This is a genomic window from Rugamonas apoptosis (assembly GCF_014042355.1).
GTDB lineage: Bacteria > Pseudomonadota > Gammaproteobacteria > Burkholderiales > Burkholderiaceae_D > Rugamonas > Rugamonas apoptosis.
The window spans coordinates 541,857-560,655 of sequence record NZ_JACEZU010000003.1 but is presented as its reverse complement, the minus strand read 5'-3'; the positions used below and the strand labels follow the sequence as shown (position 1 = coordinate 560,655).

Sequence of the window (18,799 nt, the reverse complement as noted above, 5' to 3'; positions counted from 1 at the left end):
CCACGCCTCACCTGCGCAAGTGCAAAACAGCCGATCCTGGAAGGATAAAGATCACGCAAAGGAGAGCGACCATGAACCACGCAGATCGCCCCAACCGCGACATGGCGCTGCTGGTCGAACGCGCCGGGGAAATCGCGCGCGTGCTTTCGCCAGGTCCCCATCGCGCATCAAGCGACCAGCCCGCCACAGCGAAGCATCGCTAGCCCCAGTGTTCGTATCGACCACGCCGGACATCAACCCCGCACGGGCTCGTTCGTCCGATGGCCCGGTTCCTCGCGCCAGCGCAAGGTTTGAGCGGGATCACATCCACAAACCGATCAAGAGGCATGCCACCAGAAATTCGCATAATATAGACAATGCAAACAGGACGAATACAGTTCATCGCACGGACGCGCGCCGTGGCCAGGCCTCCATCCGCAGATGGGCCCAGCTAACACCACCAGTCCGCACGTGGGCAAGCCCGAAAACACGAACACAGCGCTTGATATGTAACAACCATTCATATCAGCGCATATCTATCGTAACGTAGCAGGAGCACAGCATGAGTCGCCCCGCCATGATCACGTATGAGCAAATCGCCGCCGCAGCCGACATGGCGCTAGGCCAGGGGCTGCAGCCCACCATGCGGCTGATACGCGAACGGATAGGCAACGTGGGTAGCATGGGTACCGTCGCCCGCCTGCTGCAACAGTGGCGCGCAAGCAAGGCGCAAGTCGCGGCGCCAGCGCTGTCGTTGCCGGTCGAACTGCAAAGGGCCATCGTCACGTTCACCGAACAGCACGTCGCGGCCGCCCAGGCCCGCCTGGAAGCGAGCCTGGATGAACAGCAAAAGGAGAACGCCGACCTGGCCGAGGAAAACGAACGGCTGTGCGAGCACGTCGAGCGCCAGCGCATCGACCTGGAACTCAAAACAGTTGAACTGGTCGCGGCCGAAGCGCGCACCCGGCAGCTGGGCGCGGATCTGGCGCAAGCCCGCGCCGAGTGCGAACGCGAACAACAACGCGCCCAGCAAGCCCGCATCGAACTGGCGCGCGAACAGCTGCGGCTGGAATGGCTGCCCAGGATGGAAAGCGAACTGGCGGAACTGCGCGCGGCGGTCGCCAGCGAGCGCACCTCGAAAGTGACGGCCGAACAGAGCGCGGCCGTATTGGCCGTGCAACGCGACGACCTCGCCAATCGTCTGGACGAGGCCCGCGCGCACGCCGCCCAGGAACAAGCAAAGCTGGCACAGCTCCAAGCGCGGCTGGACATGCTCACCGGCGAGCTGGCCGACGCGCGCGTCGCCGTCGCTGAAGCGGTCGCCAGACAAGGTCCGCCGCCGGCCATGGCCGTGTCGGAAGGCCACCCTATCCACAACACGGCCGGAGACGACGCCACATCATCCGACGCCAATCCACACGCTGACACAACCATGTCGTCGGAAGCATCAACCCCACTTTCGGCCGCCGTCGCCAGCCCGGAACGGTCCGCGAAAAGCAGCAATCGGCGCGATGCCAAGGTCGACGCGCACTCACTCAAGGATGGCGCGTAGTGAGCAGGTCGGTCTCGGGTGGGTTCCTCACTACATCACCGCGTCGACTCGCCACTGAGCGAACAGGAATTGGTCCATTCAGATGCCGACATGCGATGACATCAAGCAGCAAGGTGCCAGCTGATCACTAGTTACTTCAATTGAGCCGACGACAAAAATGTCATCATGGAAGCCCCAGAAACCCTTACCATTGCCGACGCGGCGGATCTGCTTCATGCCGATCCGGAGACGGTGATGCACCTGGCGCGTCGTGGTGAACTGCCCGGAACTAAGATCGGCAAATCGTGGGTCTTCCTGCGTTCCGACGCCCTGGCGTTTCTGACCGAACGCATACGGGCCGATACGGCCAAGCGGCGTAACTCGCGTCTGGCGGCCCCAGACGCGTTAGCGCTTTTGATGCCGGTGCCACCGCGCGGCCGGCGGCGTCCCGTACCCGAATTGCCCTCCCTACCGATCGCGAAGGAAGTCAAGCCACTACCATAGATGAAGCGCCAAGTCGCTGCCCCGCAAGCTGGCGTAGCGCTTTAGATTCCGCAGATCCCGATGACCAGTGATTTTAGCGATCAGCACATCCGATAAATTGGTGCGTTCGTACAATCGGCACGTCGCTTCATGGCGAAGATCGTGAAAATGCAGGCCAACGACTTTCGCCTCCTCGAATACCAAGTGGAAGACCCGCGAGAGATCGCGCGTGACAACGTCCAGGGTCCGCTCCGAATGATCGCCATTCCAGTAGGGGAACAGCCGCTCCGACCGTGCGCGGATTTCGGTATCATGGGCTTCCATATATTCCCCCAGCGCGACCACGGCGGGGGTCGACAAGGGCACCTGGCGACTATCGCCATTCTTTGTCCTATCGAGGAAGATCGTACGCCTGGCCAGATCCACCTGAGCGCGCTCCAGCGTATAGCACTCACGCATCCGCATCGCTGTCTCAAGAGCCAGTACAAAAAAAATCCGCTCAACGGCTCGCTGCGACAAGACAGCGAGAATACGTGGCTCCTCACCTGGTTCCAGACGACGGTTGCGCTCTTCGGCAAGTTTGCTGCTCTTGCCCACTGCCGCGAGTACGGCGCTGTCGTCCGGAGTGTAAGCCGCGAAACCCCGCTTGAGCAGCCGTAGTGGATTCTGCGCCATGATTTCAGGATGCTTGCGCACCATCCAGTCGAAACAGCGCGCCAGCGCGCCATGGCGATGGCGAATGGTTGAAGGGGCAAGGTTCAGTTCCCGCTTCATGGAGCGAATCCAGCCCTCGGCCCAATCATAGTTGAGATAACCTGTGCTGAGCGTGGCGAGGGAAGAGCGCACCGTGTCGAGCAGCTTGATCTCGGAAACGGGAACCACGTTATAACGCTGGTACTCAGCGATGCAACGGGAAATGGTCCACACTTCGCGCGATGGCGTGGTGCGTTCAAGCAAAGCGGCCGGTACGATGCCTTGCGCCAGCAATCCTTCGAGCTGCCTGGCGTAGGCATCCGCCTGCTCAAGCGAATCGAAGGTTGCCCACAGCGTCTTGGGCAACAACTTGTTCTTGACGCATATCTGGAAGGTACCGGTGGGGGTTTTCTTGATCGATGCCATTGACCCATCGTAGTAACGGGGCACCGAAAAGTCAACGGCATGTTGGCCGTCTCATGGTAGGTGCACCTCCTTTTTCGGGAGGTGAACTACATGTTCACACCAGCGATAAAAACGCTAAGTGCTTGATTTTATGGAGGCGAGGATCGGAATCGAACCGACCTAGACGGCTTTGCAGGCCGCTGCATAACCTCTTTGCTACCTCGCCAGAGGGTCTTACTGGGCAACACCGCACAGCTGCGGTCTTGCTTTCTTGCCGCAGCAAGCGCGATGCTTGTTGCGAGAATTCTGGAGCGGGAGAAGAGTCTCGAACTCTCGACCTCAACCTTGGCAAGGTTGCGCTCTACCAACTGAGCTACTCCCGCGTAGGAGTTGTTACCGTCACTGCTTTACTACTGGTACCGAATGGAGCGGGAGAAGAGTCTCGAACTCTCGACCTCAACCTTGGCAAGGTTGCGCTCTACCAACTGAGCTACTCCCGCATTTGGTCCAACATTGTAGCAGCTTACTGCTTGTATTTCTAGTGCAACTTCTTGTCGCTGACTGCTGACTGCCCCGAAAAACTGGAGCGGGAGAAGAGTCTCGAACTCTCGACCTCAACCTTGGCAAGGTTGCGCTCTACCAACTGAGCTACTCCCGCAGTGCTTTTCAGCGCGTCGTCGTCATCAACAACAGGCCAGCATTATAGAGGATCTATCCGGACTGTCAATGGTAAAAACATTTTCAATAGAGAAATGATGAAAATTGTTTATACCAAGCCGGATGTCAGATGGTGCCGGCCCGTTCCTTGATCATGGGCCAGGCCAGGCGCAGGTAGTAGAACATGGACCACACGGTCAGCACGCAGGCGATCAGCAGCAAGCGTTCGCCCCACACCTGGGTATCGACGGCGCCCAGCAGGATGTCATGGAACAGCAGCATGGGGATGGCCGTCATCTGGGCCGCCGTCTTGATCTTGCCCAGCGAGCTGACGGCCACCGATTTGGACGCACCGATCTGCGCCATCCATTCGCGCAGCGCGGAAATGGCGATTTCGCGACCGATGATAATGAACGCCAGCACCGCGTTGACCCGGTCCAGCTGCACCAGCACCAGCAAGGCCCCCGCCACCATCAGCTTGTCGGCTACCGGATCGAGGAAGGCGCCGAAGGCCGAGGTCTGGTTCCAGCGCCGCGCCAAAAAGCCATCGAACCAGTCGGTGACGGCGGCGACGATGAAGACCAGGGTGGCAGCCAGATTGCGGTCGGCCAGTGGCAGCCAGTGCGTGGGCAGATAGAACACGCCAACGACCAGCGGGATCAGCGCCACGCGCAGCCAGGTCAGCAGGATCGGTATATTGAAAGGCATAGGGTCAAGTAAAGTTGCTACTACAAAAACTGATATCGCCGCTAGTCTACCTTGCGGGCGCACTTTAAACCAGCGCGGGCTGCGCGCGGCGGCTGCCGGGCCACGACGGCATGACCGTGCACCGCCGCTGCGATGCAGCACAGCGGCGCATGGTCCACACGATGTTAGTGCAGCTGGCGATAGATTTCCTCGGCCAGCGCGCTGGAAATGCCTTCCACCTGCATCAGGTCCTGCACGCTGGCGTCCACCACCCCGCGCAGGCCGCCGAAGCGGGCCAGCAGCTTCTGGCGCCGCTTGGCGCCGATGCCTTCAATCTCTTCCAGGCGCGACGTCTGGCGCGTCTTGGCGCGCTTGGCGCGCATGCCGGTGATGGCGAAGCGGTGCGCCTCGTCGCGGATCTGCGCCACCAGCATCAGGGCCGCCGATTCCTTGCCCAGTTCCTGCGACGGACGGCCGTCCACGAACATCAGCGTCTCCAGACCCACGCGCCGCCCTTCCCCTTTGGCCACGCCGACGATCAGGCTGATGTCCAACCCCAGTTCAGCGAACACCTGGCGCGCCATTTCGATCTGGCCCTTGCCGCCGTCGATCAGCACCACATCCGGCATCACGCCGTCGCCGTTGGCCACTTTTTCGTAGCGCCGCATCAGCACCTGCCGCATCGCAGCATAATCGTCGCCGGGCGTGATGTCGTTGATGTTGTAGCGCCGGTACTCGCCGTTCTGCATCTGGTGATGATGGAACACCACGCACGAAGCCTGCGTGGCCTCGCCTTGCGTGTGGCTGATGTCGAAGCATTCAACGCGCAGCGTCTCGATATCCTCCGGCTCCAGTCCCAGCGCGTCCACCAGCGCGCGCGTGCGCGACTGCTGCGAGCCCTGCTCCGACAGCAACCGCGCCAGCGAGATCTCGGCGCCCTTCTGCGCCAGTTCCAGCCACTTGCGGCGCTGATCCTGCGGCTGGAACACGAGGTGGATGCGGTGGCCGCACTGCTCCTGCAAGGCCAGCATCAAGGCCGGCTGGTCGAATTCGATATTCAGGATCAGCGTGCCGGGGATGAATTTCTCCGTGTAGTGCTGGACCAGGAACGCGCACAGCACTTCCACCTCGATCGGGTCTTCCGCGATGGCGGCGGCATCATTCAACTGGGTGGGGAAATAGGCGCGGTCGCCCAGGTGGCGGCCGCCGCGCACCATGGCCAGGTTGACGCAGGCGCGCCCGCCCTGCACCAGCACGGCCAGGATATCGACATCGGCGTCGCCCGTCGTTTCCATGCTCTGCTGGTGCAGCACGCGCGACAGCGACGAGATCTGGTTGCGCACCACGGCGGCCTGCTCGAATTTCAGCTCGGCCGCGTAACCGTGCATCTTCTTTTCCAGCTCGTCCATCACTTCGCTCTGGCGCCCGCGCAGGAAGCGGGCCGCGTTGGCCACGTCGGCCTGGTAATCGTCCTTGCTCACCAGGTCCACGCAGGGCGCGCTGCAGCGGCCGATCTGGTGCAGCAGACAGGGGCGCGTGCGGTTGGCGTACACGCTGTCCTCGCAAGTGCGGATGCGGAACACCTTCTGCAGGATCTGCATCGATTCCTTGACCGCCCACGAACTGGGGAACGGCCCGAAATACTGGTTCTTCTTGTCCACCGCGCCCCGGTAGTAGACCATGCGCGGCGCGTCGCCGGCCGTGATCTTCAGGTAGGGATAGGATTTATCGTCGCGGAACAGGATGTTGAAACGCGGGTGCAGCGTCTTGATCAGGTTATTTTCCAGGATCAGCGCTTCGGCCTCGCTGTGCGTGACCGTCGTTTCCAGCCGCGCGATGCGCTCCACCATCATGGCGATGCGGGGGCTGGACAGGTTCTTCAGGAAGTAGCTCGACACGCGCTTCTTCAGATCGCGCGCCTTACCCACGTAGAGCACGTTGTCGGCCGCGTCGAAATAGCGGTACACGCCCGGCAAATTGGGCAACTTGGCCACGGTGGCCAGTACCTGCGCGCGGGGATCGGGCACGCTGGCCTGTTCGTTTACTTCGCTCATTCCTGTTACCTGTATCAGCTGGCTTGTTCGACGATGACGAAAGCGACCGCGTATTCCTCCTCGTCGCTGATGCTCACCTGCGCCGTCAAGCCCTTGTCCTGCATGAACTGCGCCAGCACGCCGCTGCACACGATGGTGGGCTTGCCGCTGGGATCATTGAGCATCTGGGCCGCCGGCCACGTCATCGGCATGCGCAAGCCCAGGCCAATGGCCTTGGAAAACGCTTCCTTGGCGGCGAAGCGGGTGGCGACGAAGCGGATGCCGCGCGCCTCATGCTTGGCCTTGCGGGCATGGTATTTTTCCATCTCCTGCGGGCCCAGTATCTTTTGCGCGAAACGGTCGCCGTGCCGTTCCAGCGCGGCGGCGATGCGCGGGATGCGGCAGATGTCGGTGCCGATCCCGTAGATCATTTTGCGCCCTGCCCCAGCCGCGTGGACACCATGATGGCCTTCATCTCGCGCACGGCGTTTTCCCAGCCCGCGAACACGGCATGGGCCACGATGGCGTGGCCGATATTGAGTTCGGCGATGTCGGGAATGGCGGCGATGGCTTGCACGTTGGTGTAGTGCAGGCCGTGGCCGGCATTGACCTTCAGGCCACGTCCCACGCCGAACAGCACGCCGGCCTTGATGCGTTCCAGCTCAGCGGCCTGCTCGGCGCCGTCCGTGTCCGCATAACGGCCCGTGTGCAGTTCGATCACGGGCGCGCCGATCTCGGCGGCGGCGGCGATCTGCGCTTCATCGGCGTCGATGAACAGGCTCACGCGGATGCCTTCGCCCTGCAACTGGCGCACGGCCGCCTGCACGGCCTTGAAGTGGGTGACGACATCGAGGCCGCCTTCGGTGGTCACTTCGGTGCGTTTTTCCGGCACCAGGCACACGTCGGCCGGCTTGATGCGGCAAGCAAAATCGATCATCTCCTGGGTCACGGCCGCCTCCAGGTTCATGCGCGTCAGCAGCTGGGGCGCCAGCGCGATCACGTCGGCGTCCTTGATGTGGCGGCGGTCTTCGCGCAGGTGCAGCGTGATGCAGTCGGCGCCGGCCTGCTCGGCCAGCAGCGCGGCGCGGATAGGATCGGGATAGCTGGTGCCGCGCGCGTTGCGCAGCGTGGCCACGTGGTCGATGTTGATGCCCAGGTCGATGACGGGGCCGGCAGGCTGGAGGAAGCTCATTGATTTATACCGTTTATCAGGTTATTCGGGTTATCGGTTCAAAGCTGCATCAGGTCAATCAGGATCTGGCGCGTGTTGAGTGGCGCGCCGCCCAGGTGGTGGGCCAGCAGGAAGCGCATCAGCTGCTTGCTTTGGGCTTGCGTGGCCGTGTCGGCGTACTCCTCGCGTTCCATGTCGAGCAGGGTCTTCCCGGCCACGCGGGGCCAGGTGTCGCTGGCGCACTCGGGCCGTGGACCGCGTTCCGGGTCCACCACGTACAGGCGTTCGGCCACGATGGCCTCGCGGGTAGCCGTGCAGCGCGTGAGGTCGGCCGCCACGCCCGTTTCCTTGAGCAGGGCCAGTTCGAACTTGCGCAGCACGATGGGCGCCGGCTCGTTGTGGGCCAACTGGTTGAGCGTGGCCACGTAATGGTCGAACAGGGCCGGATGGGCGTCGTCGCGCGCCAGCAGCTTGACCAGCAGTTCATTCAGGTAGAAGCCGCACAGCAGCGCCGTCTTTTCCAGCGGCAGCATGCCGCCCACCCACTCGGCGCTGGTCAGCACGCGCAGTTCGGACTTGCCGCTCCACCCGGCCTGCAACGGCTGGAAGGTTTGCAGCACGCCGCGCAACTGGGAATGGGGGCGCTTGGCGCCCTTGGCCACCAGGGCCACGCGGCCGTAATCGCGCGTGAACATGTCCACGATCAGGCTGGTTTCCCGGTGCGGATAGCTGTGCAGCACGAACGCGGGCTGGCCGCCCACCTTGGTGCCGAAGGTACGCTCGCGCACGGGCGGGCGCGGACGGCGCGCGGTGGGCGCTGAAAGAGCTGAGCCCGTGTCCGCCCCGGTGCCTGGCACCAAGGTGGACACGGGCTCAGCCGTATCGTGGTCTGCTGTCAGCGTGGACATGCGTGTGTCGGGATTCCCTGGCGCTTACTCGTAACCGTAGGCGCGCAGGCCCGCCTCGTTGTCGGCCCAGCCGGATTTGACCTTGACCCAGATTTCCAGGTACACGGGACCGCCGAACAGTTTTTCCATGTCCAGCCGGGCCTGGGTCGACACTTCCTTCAGTCGCGCGCCCTTGTCACCGATGATCATGGATTTGTGGGTATTGCGCTCGACCAGGATGGCGGCGAACACGCGGCGCAAATCGCCCTCCTGCTCGAACTTCTCGATCAGCACGGTGCTGGTGTAAGGCAGCTCGTCGCCCACGAAGCGGAACAGTTTTTCGCGCACGATCTCGGACGCGAGGAATTTCTCGCTGCGGTCCGTGATGTCGTCCGGGCCAAAGATGGGATCATTCTCGGGCAGGAACTTCTTGATCTCGTTCTGCAGGCCGTCGAGCTGGAAGCGCAGCTTGGCCGACACCGGCACGATGGCCGCGAAGTCGTGCTTGGCCGCCACTTTCTGGGCGAACGGCAACAGCACCGCCTTGTCCTTCACGCGGTCCGACTTGTTAATCACCAGCACGGTCGGCACTTCCTTCGGCAGCAGGTCCAGCACTTCCTGGTCGGCCGGGCCGAAGGTACCCGCCTCGATCACGTACAGGATCAGGTCCGACGAGATCAGAGTATTGGTCACCGTCTTGTTGAGCGTCTTGTTCAGCGCGTTCGAATGACGGGTCTGGAAGCCAGGCGTATCGACGTAGATGAACTGGGCGTCATCCAGCGTCTGGATACCCGTGATGCGGTGGCGCGTCGTCTGCGCCTTGCGCGAGGTGATGCTGACCTTGGCGCCGATGAGCGTATTCATCAAGGTCGATTTGCCCACGTTGGGGCGGCCGACGATGGCGATGTAGCCACAACGGAACGGGGTGGAAGTGGGTGCGGTAGTCATGCTGCTCGATTCTATCAATGTTACTTATCTTACGTATTGGCCAGCTTGCCCGAGGCCGGATTGGCGGCCGGGGAGTCTTGCTGGGCCGGAGCGGCGTCGCTCTGGATGGTGGCGATGCCGGCCAGTTTGAGCTGGGCCGCGCGCGGCTTGGCCTTGCGGGCCGCCGCCGGCGTTTTCACCAGCGCCTGCTCGGCCACTTCCAGCGCCAGCTTGGCCGCGGCCTGTTCACCGGCGCGGCGGCTGCCGCCCCGGCCATAGACCTGGATGCCCAGTTTCGGCACCAGGCATTCGATTTCGAATTCCTGGCTGTGCGCGGCGCCATGGGTGGCTACCACATTGTACTGCGGAAGCGAGATCTTCTTACTTTGCAAGAATTCCTGCAGCAGCGTCTTGGCATCCTTGCCCAGGGTCTGCGGATCGACCGAGTCCAGGATGGGGATGTAGAACGAGCGGATCGCGTCGCGCGCGGGGTTGAAGCCGCCGTCCAGGAATATGGCGCCCAGCAACGCTTCCAGCGTGTCGGCCAGGATGGACGGCCGGCGGAAACCGCCCGACTTCAGCTCGCCCTCACCCAGCCGCAGGAACTGCGACAGTTCCAGCTTCTGGGCGATTTCGTACAGCGATTGCTGCTTGACGAGGTTGGCCCGCAGGCGCGACAGGTCACCCTCGTCGATGGCGATATAGCGTTCATACAGGATGGACGCGACCACGCAGTTGAGCACGGAGTCGCCCAGGAATTCCAGCCGTTCGTTATGCAAACTGCTGTGGCTACGGTGCGTCAAGGCTTGCTGCAACAGGCCAGCATCCTGGAACGTATAGCCTAAACGGGTTTGCAAGAGCTGAAGATTCATCGTCGGTGGTGTCAATGTTTAATTCTATAAAGCTTACTGGTCGGCCTTGGCCGGAACGCCGCCCTTGGCGGTGGTGCCGGCATATTCAAGCAGCAGGCTGGCCGGGCCGAACAGCGGGATTTTCTTTTCGTAGGCGAAGCTCACTTCCGTCTCGTTGTTTTCCTTCGAGATGATCAAGTCCTTGCCGTTGATCGAGGTGATGTAGCCCACGTCGGCATTGGCGTCGAACGAGGCCTGGATCTCGCGCACGGTGGAGCCGGCACTCTTGGCCTTGATGATGGCGTTCTGGATGGCCCGGTATTCCGTGTAGGTGGGCACGATCTTCATGGCCAGCACGCCCAAAAAGCCCAGCACGGCCAGGGTGATGATCAGGCCCACCAGGGAAATGCCGCGTTGCCGCTTGCCGCTCTGCTTGATGCCCACCATGCTCGCTCCTTAGTGTATGCCGCCGATCCGGCGCAAATTGCTCAGATTCATCCAGACGAAGAAGGCTTTGCCGACAATATTCTTGTCCGGCACAAAGCCCCAGTAACGGCTGTCGGCACTGTTGTCGCGATTATCGCCCATCATGAAGTAGTTACCTTCAGGAACTACGCAAGTGAACCCTTCATAGTTATAGGAACACGCATCGTTGTGCGGGAACGGCTTGACGTCGGCCAGGTTCAGGGTGGGCGCCTGCTCGTTGTTGAGGATCTTGTGCGCCACGCCCGTCAGGTTCTCCTGGAACTGCTTGTTGTAGACCAAGTGCTCGTCGTCCAGGTAATCGTCCATGGGCGCGTAGGAAACGGGCTTGCCGTTCACCGTCAAGCGCTTGTTTTCATACGTAATCTTATCACCCGGTACGCCGATCACGCGTTTGATGTAATCCTGGGTCATATCCTTGGGATACTTGAACACCATCACGTCGCCGCGCTGCGGGTTGTTGATTTCAATGATCTTCTGGTTCAGCACCGGCAGGCGGATGCCGTAGGTGAACTTGTTCACCAGGATCAGGTCGCCCACCAGCAGGGTCGGCACCATGGACGAGGAAGGAATCTTGAACGGCTCGTACAGGAAGGAGCGCAGGAAGAACACCAGTGCGATCACGGGGAAGAAACTGCCCGAATACTCGATCCACGTCGGCTGGCGCAGCAGCGCATGCTCGATCGCGCTGCGGTTCACGGCGTGGTCGACCTTGATGCCGTCGGCCGTCAGCTTGGCGTTGCGGCCGTCGAACTCGGCCAGCGCGCGGTCGGCCGCCAGGCGGCGTTGCTTGGCCAGGTAGAACACGTCCAGGAACCAGATGACGCCGGTCACCACCATCAAGACGAACAGAATTAAAGCGAAGTTTCCTAAGATGACTTGCAGGTTCATTTCTCTTCCACTTGTAAGATTGCCAGGAACGCCTCTTGTGGAATCTCGACCGAGCCCACTTGCTTCATGCGTTTCTTACCTGCCTTCTGCTTCTCCAGCAGTTTCTTCTTACGGCTGACGTCACCGCCGTAGCACTTGGCCAGCACGTTCTTGCGCAGCGCCTTGACGTTCTCGCGCGAAATCACGTTGGCGCCGATGGCGGCCTGGATCGCCACGTCGAACATCTGGCGCGGGATCAGTTCGCGCATCTTGGCAGCCACCTGGCGGCCACGGTAGGCACTGTTGGAGCGGTGCACGATGATGGCCAGCGCGTCGACCTTCTCGCCGTTGATCAGCATGTCGACCTTGACCACGTCGGATGGACGGTATTCCTTGAACTCGTAATCCATCGACGCATAGCCGCGCGAGGTGGACTTGAGCTTGTCGAAGAAGTCCAGCACGATCTCGCCCATCGGCATCTCGTACACCAGCTTGACCTGGCGGCCGTGGTAGCTCATGTCCATCTGCACGCCACGCTTGCCGATGCACAGCGTGATCACGGAGCCCACGTATTCCTGCGGCATGTACAGGTTCACCGTGACGATAGGTTCGCGGATTTCCTGGATCTTGGACGGGTCCGGCATGCGCGAAGGGTTGTCCACCCTCAGCACGGTACCGTCGCGCATCTCGACCTCGTACACCACGGTCGGCGCCGTGGTGATCAGGTCCATGTCGAATTCGCGTTCCAGGCGCTCCTGCACGATCTCCATGTGCAGCAAGCCCAGGAAGCCGCAGCGGAAGCCGAAGCCCAGCGCCTGCGACACTTCCGGCTCGTACATCAGGGCGGCGTCGTTCAGTTTCAGTTTTTCCAGCGAATCGCGCAGCGCGTCGTACTGGTTGGCCTCGACCGGGAACAGGCCGGCGAACACTTGCGGCTGCACTTCCTTGAAGCCGGGCAGCGGCGCTTCGGCCGGACGGCTGGCCAGGGTGATGGTGTCACCCACCTTGGCCACTTTCAATTCCTTGATACCGGCGATCACGAAGCCCACCTGGCCGGCCGACAGTTCCGGCAGCGACACGGAACGGGGCGAGAAGATGCCGATGTCTTCCACCAGCTGCACCGAATCGGTGGCCATCAGGCGGATCTTTTCCTTCGGTTTCAGGGTGCCGTTGACCACGCGCACCAGCATCACCACGCCCACGTAGTTATCGAACCACGAGTCGATGATCAGTGCTTGCAGCGGCGCATCCTTGTCGCCTTTCGGTGCCGGCACCTTGGCGATGATCGATTCCAGCACGTCTTCCACGCCCAGGCCGGTCTTGGCCGAGCAGTGCACGGCGTCGCCGGCTTCGATGCCGATCACGTCTTCGATCTCGGCGATGGCGGTCGGAGGATCGGCGTTGGGCAAGTCGATCTTGTTCAGTACCGGCACCACTTCCACGCCCAGGTCCAGCGCCGTGTAGCAGTTGGCCACGGTTTGCGCTTCCACGCCCTGCGACGCATCCACCACCAGCAGCGCGCCTTCGCAGGCCGACAGCGAGCGGCTGACCTCGTAGGAAAAGTCGACGTGGCCGGGAGTATCGATCAGGTTCAGGTTGTAGACCTTGCCGTCGCGCGCCTTGTATTGCAGGGCCGCGGTTTGCGCCTTGATGGTGATGCCGCGCTCGCGCTCCAGATCCATCGAATCGAGCACTTGCGCCTCCATCTCGCGGTCCGACAAGCCGCCGCACAGTTGGATGATGCGGTCAGCCAGGGTCGATTTGCCGTGGTCGATGTGGGCGATGATGGAGAAATTGCGTATGTTGTTCATTAACAAATATTCAAAAACGGATTGAAACGACGAGGTGACGGCTGGGCTTCATACAAAAAAAGCGCTCCGATCGGGGCGGTAATGCCCTGGCGAGCGCCTTGATGACAACCACTAAAACGCAAAACAGCAGCTTTTCTAACCCGCCATTTTACCGGATTTCAGAGTGGAAAGCCCGTGTTATGAGGTGGCAAAGCGATCAAAATATCAAACCGTCAATATTTTGCAGCATAAATTGGAGCGTGCAAGCGGGAAATAGTTGAGTAATCAAGTATTTTCGCCGGCCAGGGCCAGGCGCACGCGATCGGCGTCCAGGAAGTAATGGCACAGCTCGGGCTGGTCGAGGGCGGCGAACAGCACGGGCACCAATTCGTCGAAGCGCTCGACCAGGGCGGGGTCGGCATCCACGTCGATCACCTCCACCGTGAATGGGCGCTCAGGGGTGTGCAGCAGGTTCAGGGCGTCCAGCATGTCCTGGCACAGGTGGCAATAACTGCGGGAATAAAGCGTGAAATGCATCATGGATGGGCAGGCAAAGAAAAAAGGCCGCCCCATGATACAGGACGGCCCGGGATGCGGAGGAATGACAACAGGCCGCGCTTATTTGGCCGTGGGCCGCAGCGACACGAACTGGGTCACGTCACCGCGCCGCACCAGCACCACGGACGCCTTTTTCGGGTCCAGCTTGGCCACGGCCGCGTTGAACTGCTTGGCATCATGGATGTCGATATTGTTGAGCTGCAAAATCACATCCCCCTGGCGCAGGCCGGCGCGGGCCGCCGCGCCTTCGGTGGCGTCCACCACCACCCCACCCTCCACGTCCAGCTCGCGCTTTTGCAGCGGCGTCAGGTCGCTGACCTTGAAGCCCAGCACGTTGGCCGGCTCCGCCTTGGGCTTGGTGCTCTCGCCCTTGCCCTTGGCCTTGGCGGTCTTGTCCGGCTCCAGCTCGGCGATGGTGACCTGCACATCCTGCTGCGCGCCCTTGCGCCACAGCGTGATGGTGGCCTGGCTGCCCAGCGCCGTACCGCCCACCAGGCGCGGCAGGTCGGACGAGCGGTTGATGACGGTGCCATTGAATTTGAGGATGATGTCGCCGGCCCGGATGCCCGCCTTGTCGGCCGGACCGCCCGGCTCCACCAGCGACACTTCCGCGCCCTGCGCCGACTTCAAGCCCAGCGATTCGGCCACTTCCTTGCTCAGCTCACCAATCTGCACCCCGATGCGCCCGCGCGTCACCTTGCCGGATTTTTTCAGCTGCTCGGCCACACGCATGGCTTCGTCGATCGGCACGGCGAACGAAATGCCGTTGTAGCCGCCCGACAGCGTGGCGATCTGGGAATTGATGCCAATCACCTCGCCGCGCATATTGATCAGCGGGCCGCCCGAGTTGCCGGGATTGACGGCCACGTCACTCTGGATCAGGGCCAGGTAGTCGCCCGTGTCGCGCGACTTGGCGGAAATAATGCCGGCCGTCACCGTGTTCTCCAGGTTGAACGGCGAACCGATGGCGATCACCCATTCGCCCACCCGGATCTTGTTGGAGTCGCCCATGGTCAGCGTGGGCAGCGCCTTGCCTTCGATCTTCAGCAGGGCCACGTCGGTGCGGGCGTCGGCGCCCAGCACCTTGGCCTTGAATTCGCGCTTGTCCGTCAAGGTCACGTAGACCTCATCGGCGCCGTCCACCACGTGGGCGTTGGTCATCACATAACCGTCGGCGGAAATGATGAAGCCGGAACCGATGCCGCGCTGCACCTGCTCATCGGGTGCCTGGCGCCGTCCGCGCGGCGCCTTGCCGCCGGGGCTGGGGGTGGGGATGGCGCCGCCGAAGAAGCGGCGCAGGAATTCCTGCATCTCCTCGTCGCCCGGCATGCCCTGCCCGCCCTGGCCCTGCATCTTGAGGCGCTCGGTGGTGCGGATATTGACGACGGCGGGGCCGGCCTTGTCGACCAGTTCCGTAAAGTCTGGCAAGCCCGCCACGGCCGAGGTGGCCGCCGCGTGGGCGGCCGGCGCCAGGCCCAGCATGGCTGGGGCCAACAATACGCCTGCGCTGACCATCAGCGCGGAAAGAGTCTTACTACCAGTGGAGATGTAATTTTTCATGGAAAGTAGGGTTCTTGGTCGAGTTCTGGAAAACAGCGCCGCCGCGGACGGCACGCACCACGACAGCATGAACGATGGTAAGCGAAAACCGGTGCTGCCGTATCGGCAAGATGTTACTAATCGCTACTTTTTCAAGGGAGGCCGCGCCGGGATGACTCAGGACGCCGAAGCGATCACGGCTGGCAAGGCGCCGTCGTCACCTGGGGCGCCTGAGGCCGCCGTTGAGGCTGAGGCTGAGGCTGAGGCGGGGGGCGACGTGGATGCTGGGGCTGAAGCTGAGGCCAATGTTGATGCTGAGGCTGACGTTGATGCCGATCCCGCTCCCGATGCGCCGTCCAACGGCGCCTCAGCCGCCAGCCGCTGGGCCAGCCGGGCCGCGAAGTCATCGCTGAGCGCGCCATCGGCGCCGGCCCTGAGGGTGTCGCCGATCAGGTGATAGGCCAGCCAGGCGGTGCGGCCATCGTCGCTGGCCAGCGCGGCCATGGCCAATTCCCGTTCACTGTCGGGCAATTCCCCATCGGCCAGTGCCGAGATGTTTACGTGCAATCTTTTGGAGGTATCCATTCGCCACCCTGCCATCTTCACACCAACCCACCACCCCGGGAATACGACAGCTACTGTAACTGACAGTACCAGCCGCGTCCCGCCATCATTGCCACCTTACCAGCGCTTGTCAACCGGCAAATCGAGCAAGGGCCGTAACTTTTCCGCAATCACTTCGCGCGCCCGGAAGATGCGGCTGCGCACGGTGCCGATGGGGCAAGCCATGATGTCGGAAATCTCCTCATAACTCAGGCCATCGATCTCGCGCAGCGCGATGGCGGTGCGCAAGTCCACTGGTAAGGTGTCCATGGCCGCGTTGACGGTCTGGGCGATCTGCTTGCTGGCCAGCACGGATTCCGGCGTGTTGATGTCACGCAAATGCTCGCCATCATCGAACGCCTCGGCGCGCTCGGCATTGGCCTCGGTGGAGGTCGGCGTGCGCCGCGCCTGCAGCGAGAGCGCGTTCTTGGCCGTGTTGATGCCGATCCGGTACAACCAGGTATAGAACGCGGCGTCGCCACGGAACATACGCAACGCGCGGTAAGCTTTGATAAACGTTTCCTGCACCACGTCCTCCGCCTCCACCGGGTCATGCACGATGCGCGAAAGCAAGCGCATCAGCCGGCGCTGATATTTCACCACCAGCAGATCGAATGCCTGCTTGTCGCCTGCCTGGACCCGTTCGACCAGCAACTGATCGCACTCACGTTCTGTCGTCACGCCCGTCGTCCTCGGTGGCATGCAGCACGGGCGCATATAGCAATAGAGTTTGCCGGCTGCAAGAAGTTCACGGTTTTCGTCATTTTTCTCATGTCCCGTCCGCCTTGCCGCCGCCGCGCGCGGCCACGGCGCGGCACGCCAGCACCAGGGGCCGGAACAGCGGCCCCGCCACACAGCCCGGCAGCACCAACACTTCCCGCACAGGCTGGCCCGTACGGCCCAGCCGCAGCAACAACAGCCCCGGCCATAGGGTCGAACCCGCGAGCAACATCAGCGGCGCAGGCGGGTCCGCAAACGGGGCCGGCGTCAGCGCGCCGTACCCTGTCTGCTGGTATACCGTCAGCCGTATCTGTCCAACCGGGGAAATATCAATCCGGCGCGGCTTAGGATTGCCGCCACGCCAAGGCAAGCCAGCCATGCCGGCTGCCACGCACACGACGCCCCATGCCCGCCCCGGGCAAACCAGGGCGGACAGCATCACGCCCGCGCAGACGAGTGCACGCAACAGGCGCACTGCAAACGAGGGCCGCACCAGGGCCGACACCGCGATCGACATGGCAATCGACGTGCGAACGGGCCGCACGATGGCAAAACACGACAGAACAAAGGAGATAAAACAGACGCGCCGGCCAGGCCGGGCAATTCAGGCGCCGGCGAATGCCGGCGCCGAATCAGCGCCCACTCTGGTCAGACAGAGCGGGCGCTAAAAGGTTCACACTTTTCCGAACACGAGACTGCCGTTGGTGCCGCCGAAGCCGAACGAGTTCTTCACTGCATACTCGATCTTCATCGGACGGGCCGTATTGGCGCAGAAGTCCAGGTCGCAAGCGGGGTCCTGGTTGAAGATGTTGATGGTCGGAGGCGACACCTGGTGGTGCACCGCCAATACCGTAAACACCGCTTCCAGACCGCCGGCGCCGCCCAACAGGTGACCGGTCATCGACTTGGTCGAATTGATCACCATGTTCTTGGCGTGCGCGCCGAAGGTGCGCTTGATGCCCTGCACTTCCGCCACGTCGCCCAGTGGGGTCGACGTGCCGTGCGCGTTCAGGTAGTTCACCTGGTCCGGATTCACACCCGCATGACGCAGGGCGTTGACCACGGACTTGCTGCCGCCGCTGCCATCTTCCAATGGCGAGGTCATGTGATAAGCGTCGGCGCTCATCCCAAAGCCCAGCACTTCAGCGTAGATCTTGGCGCCGCGGGCCTTGGCGTGCTCGTACTCTTCCAGCACCATGACGCCCGCGCCCTCGCCCAGCACGAAGCCGTCGCGGTCGCGGTCCCACGGCCGCGAAGCGGTCGCTGGATCGTCATTGCGGGTGGACAAGGCACGCGCCGAGGCGAAGCCGCCCAGACCCAGCGGCGAGACGGTCGCTTCCGCGCCGCCGGCCACCATCACGTCGGCGTCGCCGTACTCGATCAGACGAGCGGCCGCGCCGATGCTGTGCAGGCCGGTGGTGCAGGCCGTGACGATCGACAGGTTGGGACCACGCATGCCGTACTTGATCGACAGGTTGCCCGAGATCATGTTGATGATCGAGGCAGGCACGAAGAACGGCGAGATACGGCGTGGACCACGCTTGTCGTAATCTTGCTTGGTTTCTTCGATCAGCGGCAAGCCACCGATACCGGAACCGATGATCACGCCGATGCGATCAGCGTTTTCCTCGGTGACGACCACACCGGAGTCCTGCACCGCCTGGATGCCGGCGGCCATACCGTAATGGATAAAGGTATCCATGTGGCGCGCTTCTTTGGCGGGGATGTAATCCTCGATGTTGAAGCCTTTGACTTCGCCGGCGAACTGGGTGGTAAACGGTTGCGCATCAAACTTGGTGATGTTGGCAATACCCGATTTCCCCTCGGTGATTGCGCTCCACGCTTCGGCAATGTTATTGCCGACGGGCGTCACGCAGCCAAGGCCGGTGATCACAACACGACGGTTTTTAGAACGGCTCAAGCGATTCTCCT

Annotated in this window: 20 protein-coding genes and 4 tRNA genes; 3 read left to right on the top strand and 21 right to left on the bottom strand. The window is 62.2% G+C overall.

The features are described from left to right. Nucleotides 1–71: 71 nt before the first annotated feature. The 3 genes from H3H39_RS28180 to H3H39_RS09160 all read left to right on the top strand — a co-directional run bounded on the left by H3H39_RS28180 (nucleotide 72) and on the right by H3H39_RS09160 (nucleotide 2,014). Complete coding sequence (locus H3H39_RS28180; RefSeq protein WP_255462479.1) at nucleotides 72–203, top strand: hypothetical protein; 132 nt, start codon at nucleotides 72–74, stop codon at nucleotides 201–203. 338 nt (nucleotides 204–541) lie between these two features. After that, entirely contained in the window at nucleotides 542–1,531 is a 990-nt protein-coding gene (locus tag H3H39_RS09165) for a DNA-binding protein (protein WP_182153027.1), read from the top strand. 165 nt (nucleotides 1,532–1,696) lie between these two features. Beyond that, nucleotides 1,697–2,014 carry a helix-turn-helix domain-containing protein gene (locus H3H39_RS09160; protein ID WP_182153026.1) on the top strand — a complete coding sequence of 106 codons (318 nt, stop codon included), beginning with the start codon at nucleotides 1,697–1,699 and terminating at the stop codon, nucleotides 2,012–2,014. Here H3H39_RS09160 and H3H39_RS09155 read toward each other — a convergent pair. From H3H39_RS09155 to fabF, 21 genes are all read right to left on the bottom strand, one after another. Next, nucleotides 2,006–3,112, bottom strand: a complete 1,107-nt coding sequence (locus tag H3H39_RS09155) for a site-specific integrase (protein ID WP_182153025.1) — start codon at nucleotides 3,110–3,112, stop codon at nucleotides 2,006–2,008. The two genes, H3H39_RS09160 and H3H39_RS09155, sit on opposite strands and share 9 nt — an antisense overlap. Before the next feature lie 131 nt (nucleotides 3,113–3,243). Beyond that, nucleotides 3,244–3,317: transfer RNA gene (locus tag H3H39_RS09150), tRNA-Cys, on the bottom strand. An 81-nt stretch (nucleotides 3,318–3,398) separates the two neighbouring features. Further along, nucleotides 3,399–3,474: transfer RNA gene (locus H3H39_RS09145), tRNA-Gly, on the bottom strand. A gap of 41 nt (nucleotides 3,475–3,515) precedes the next feature. Continuing rightward, nucleotides 3,516–3,591, bottom strand: a tRNA-Gly gene (locus H3H39_RS09140). A gap of 82 nt (nucleotides 3,592–3,673) precedes the next feature. Beyond that, nucleotides 3,674–3,749: transfer RNA gene (locus tag H3H39_RS09135), tRNA-Gly, on the bottom strand. A 125-nt stretch (nucleotides 3,750–3,874) separates the two neighbouring features. After that, nucleotides 3,875–4,456, bottom strand: coding sequence for a CDP-diacylglycerol--glycerol-3-phosphate 3-phosphatidyltransferase (pgsA, locus tag H3H39_RS09130; RefSeq protein WP_182153024.1), 582 nt, complete (start codon nucleotides 4,454–4,456; stop codon nucleotides 3,875–3,877). Between the two features lie 164 nt (nucleotides 4,457–4,620). Continuing rightward, nucleotides 4,621–6,489 (bottom strand): excinuclease ABC subunit UvrC, encoded by a 1,869-nt coding sequence (uvrC, locus tag H3H39_RS09125; RefSeq protein WP_182153023.1) that lies wholly within the window; start codon nucleotides 6,487–6,489, stop codon nucleotides 4,621–4,623. Nucleotides 6,490–6,503: 14 nt separating this feature from the next. Next, entirely contained in the window at nucleotides 6,504–6,899 is a 396-nt protein-coding gene (acpS, locus tag H3H39_RS09120) for a holo-ACP synthase (RefSeq protein WP_182153022.1), read from the bottom strand. Next, nucleotides 6,896–7,660: a pyridoxine 5'-phosphate synthase gene (gene pdxJ / locus H3H39_RS09115; protein ID WP_182153021.1), complete on the bottom strand. Its 765-nt coding sequence runs from the start codon at nucleotides 7,658–7,660 to the stop codon at nucleotides 6,896–6,898. The genes acpS and pdxJ overlap by 4 nt, the downstream gene beginning before the upstream one ends. Nucleotides 7,661–7,698: 38 nt before the next feature. Next, nucleotides 7,699–8,547: a DNA repair protein RecO gene (gene recO, locus H3H39_RS09110; protein ID WP_182153020.1), complete on the bottom strand. Its 849-nt coding sequence runs from the start codon at nucleotides 8,545–8,547 to the stop codon at nucleotides 7,699–7,701. Nucleotides 8,548–8,571: 24 nt separating this feature from the next. After that, on the bottom strand, nucleotides 8,572–9,474 hold the full coding sequence (era, locus tag H3H39_RS09105; protein ID WP_182153019.1) for a GTPase Era: 903 nt from the start codon (nucleotides 9,472–9,474) through the stop codon (nucleotides 8,572–8,574). A 29-nt stretch (nucleotides 9,475–9,503) separates the two neighbouring features. Next, a complete protein-coding gene (gene rnc, locus H3H39_RS09100) occupies nucleotides 9,504–10,310 on the bottom strand; it encodes a ribonuclease III (protein ID WP_229217935.1) in 807 nt (268 codons plus the stop codon). A 48-nt stretch (nucleotides 10,311–10,358) separates the two neighbouring features. After that, nucleotides 10,359–10,751: a DUF4845 domain-containing protein gene (locus tag H3H39_RS09095; RefSeq protein WP_182153017.1), complete on the bottom strand. Its 393-nt coding sequence runs from the start codon at nucleotides 10,749–10,751 to the stop codon at nucleotides 10,359–10,361. Between the two features lie 9 nt (nucleotides 10,752–10,760). Continuing rightward, on the bottom strand, nucleotides 10,761–11,678 hold the full coding sequence (gene lepB, locus H3H39_RS09090; RefSeq protein WP_182153016.1) for a signal peptidase I: 918 nt from the start codon (nucleotides 11,676–11,678) through the stop codon (nucleotides 10,761–10,763). Then, nucleotides 11,675–13,468: a translation elongation factor 4 gene (lepA, locus tag H3H39_RS09085; protein WP_182153015.1), complete on the bottom strand. Its 1,794-nt coding sequence runs from the start codon at nucleotides 13,466–13,468 to the stop codon at nucleotides 11,675–11,677. The genes lepB and lepA overlap by 4 nt, the downstream gene beginning before the upstream one ends. Before the next feature lie 264 nt (nucleotides 13,469–13,732). Beyond that, nucleotides 13,733–13,984 carry a glutaredoxin family protein gene (locus tag H3H39_RS09080; RefSeq protein ID WP_182153100.1) on the bottom strand — a complete coding sequence of 84 codons (252 nt, stop codon included), beginning with the start codon at nucleotides 13,982–13,984 and terminating at the stop codon, nucleotides 13,733–13,735. Nucleotides 13,985–14,065: 81 nt separating this feature from the next. Next, nucleotides 14,066–15,565, bottom strand: coding sequence for a DegQ family serine endoprotease (locus H3H39_RS09075; RefSeq protein ID WP_182153014.1), 1,500 nt, complete (start codon nucleotides 15,563–15,565; stop codon nucleotides 14,066–14,068). Nucleotides 15,566–15,721: 156 nt separating this feature from the next. Further along, the gene (locus H3H39_RS09070) at nucleotides 15,722–16,129 is read right to left on the bottom strand and encodes an RseA family anti-sigma factor (protein ID WP_182153013.1); all 408 of its coding nucleotides are present in this window, start codon (nucleotides 16,127–16,129) and stop codon (nucleotides 15,722–15,724) included. 96 nt (nucleotides 16,130–16,225) lie between these two features. Continuing rightward, a complete protein-coding gene (gene rpoE / locus H3H39_RS09065) occupies nucleotides 16,226–16,849 on the bottom strand; it encodes an RNA polymerase sigma factor RpoE (RefSeq protein ID WP_182153012.1) in 624 nt (207 codons plus the stop codon). Nucleotides 16,850–16,916: 67 nt separating this feature from the next. Continuing rightward, on the bottom strand, nucleotides 16,917–17,384 hold the full coding sequence (locus H3H39_RS09060; protein WP_182153011.1) for a hypothetical protein: 468 nt from the start codon (nucleotides 17,382–17,384) through the stop codon (nucleotides 16,917–16,919). Nucleotides 17,385–17,540: 156 nt separating this feature from the next. Next, on the bottom strand, nucleotides 17,541–18,788 hold the full coding sequence (fabF, locus tag H3H39_RS09055; RefSeq protein WP_182153010.1) for a beta-ketoacyl-ACP synthase II: 1,248 nt from the start codon (nucleotides 18,786–18,788) through the stop codon (nucleotides 17,541–17,543). Nucleotides 18,789–18,799 lie beyond the last annotated feature (11 nt).